Below are 2,022 nucleotides of genomic sequence, written 5' to 3'. Positions count from 1 at the left end.
AGCGCTTCTTTACTTGTACCGCTAATTTGATGCTCTAGCTCGTAGTTTTTATCAAAGTGATCCATTAACGAGTGCTTACCACGACCCGTGACGATGCACATACCGTCCATACCGGCTTCAATCGCTTCTTCAACACCGTATTCAATCAATGGCTTGTTCACCACTGGCATCATTTCTTTCGGCATCGACTTAGTTGCAGGAAGGAAACGTGTACCGTAACCCGCTGCTGGGAATAAACATTTTTTAATCATAACCATTACCAACTAAAAAAAGGCTCCTCTGAGGGAGCCTATTACATTATTTTGAATATAAAGACTAATTAATCGCTACCAAACAGGTCACGGGTGTAAACTTTATCAGCCACATCAGCTAGTTCCTCAACCATGCGGTTAGAAACAATAACATCAGACATTTGTTTGAACTCTTCAATATCGCGGATAACGGCAGAATGGAAGAACTCATCTTCCTGCAGTACCGGCTCGTAAACCACTACTTCAATACCTTTCGCTTTAATACGCTTCATAATGCCTTGAATAGACGAAGCGCGGAAGTTATCTGAACCAGCTTTCATAATTAAGCGGTAAATGCCCACTACTTTTGGCTGACGTTTGATAATGGAGTCTGCAATAAAATCTTTACGAGTGCGGTTTGCATCAACAATTGCACCAATGATGTTATTAGGAACTTCTTGGTAGTTTGCTAACAATTGCTTTGTATCTTTTGGTAAGCAGTAACCACCATAACCGAATGACGGGTTGTTGTAGTGATTGCCAATACGAGGGTCTAAGCCAACACCTTCTATAATTTGGCGAGCATCAAGGTTGTGTGCTTCAGCATACGAATCTAACTCATTGAAATAAGCTACGCGCATCGCTAGGTATGTGTTTGAGAACAACTTAACCGCTTCGGCTTCTGTAGAGTCAGTAAACAAAACCGAGATGTCTTCTTTTACCGCACCTTCAACTAAAAGATTAGCGAACTTCTCTGCACGTTCGCTACGCTCACCAACGATAATGCGAGACGGGTGTAGGTTATCGTAAAGAGCTTTACCTTCACGAAGAAACTCTGGAGAGAACATAACATTCTGACAACCGAGCTCCTCTTTAATGCGCGCAGTATAACCCACAGGTACAGTCGACTTAATCACCATAACTGCATCTGGATTAATTGCCATCACATCTTTAATCACTGCTTCAACTGAAGAAGTATTAAAGTAGTTCGTTTGAGGGTCATAATCCGTTGGTGTAGCAATAACAACAAACTCCGCGTCTTTGTAAGCCAACTCTTTATCTAGCGTCGCGATAAAGTTGAGTTCTTTGTTTGCAAGGAAATGTTCGATTTCCGCATCAACAATTGGAGATTTCTTGTCATTCAACAAGTCCACTTTTTCTTGGATAATATCAACCGCCACAACCTCATGGTTTTGTGACAATAACATGGCATTGGACAAACCGACGTAGCCCGTGCCTGCTACAGCAATTTTCATTTTTATTTCCTATTATTTAACTGACGCTAGCATATCAAAACACCGACACTCTCGGTAGAGTGCGGCAATTAACTAAAAGCCTAACTAGCAACACAACTTAATTCAATTGAGTACCCAAGTAACGCAAATAAGCATTGCGAATGCGAAGCTTGTTCTGCTCAAAGTACTCTTGACCATAACGGCCTCGGTTAAAGTAGCGGCGAAGCATACTATTATCCATCACGAGTTCATCACCCTGGCCTGCTGCCAAATAGTTTGTATCGTTGCCAACTCGAGTCGTAACGTTGAAATCATAAGCCTCGTTACCACGAACTTGTATCACTCCCGGCGACATATCGCGCCATGGCGTTAATGGCAGTTTTACTGACACAGTGACAAACTGCTCTTCGTCTGTATCATTAAACTTTGTCACCTGATAACTTGCTGATACTTCTATGTCTTCAAACCAATGTGATGTCGTGAATTTTGCGCCAACATCCCCTTTCCAAAACTCGCCAGCAGTTGCGTTAAACTGCCAATCCCACTCTGGCATAGAG

The 2,022-nt window shown here is 42.3% G+C and carries 2 protein-coding genes and 1 pseudogene; all 3 read right to left on the bottom strand.

Translation table 11 applies throughout. The features are described 5' to 3' along the window. A partial coding sequence (locus tag IQR33_RS02810; protein WP_265575773.1) for a sugar phosphate nucleotidyltransferase occupies positions 1-251 on the bottom strand: 251 nt, incomplete at its 3' end. Positions 252-319: 68 nt separating this feature from the next. Continuing rightward, positions 320-1,486 carry a nucleotide sugar dehydrogenase gene (locus IQR33_RS02805; RefSeq protein ID WP_025604212.1) on the bottom strand — a complete coding sequence of 389 codons (1,167 nt, stop codon included), beginning with the start codon at positions 1,484-1,486 and terminating at the stop codon, positions 320-322. A gap of 97 nt (positions 1,487-1,583) precedes the next feature. Beyond that, positions 1,584-2,022 (bottom strand): annotated as a pseudogene (locus IQR33_RS02800) (hypothetical protein); the annotation flags it as partial.

This window comes from Vibrio sp. OPT46, assembly GCF_015163535.1.
Taxonomy (GTDB): domain Bacteria; phylum Pseudomonadota; class Gammaproteobacteria; order Enterobacterales; family Vibrionaceae; genus Vibrio; species Vibrio alginolyticus.
The sequence above is the reverse complement of the archived record's forward strand: the minus strand, read 5'-3'. Positions and strand labels throughout refer to the sequence as shown.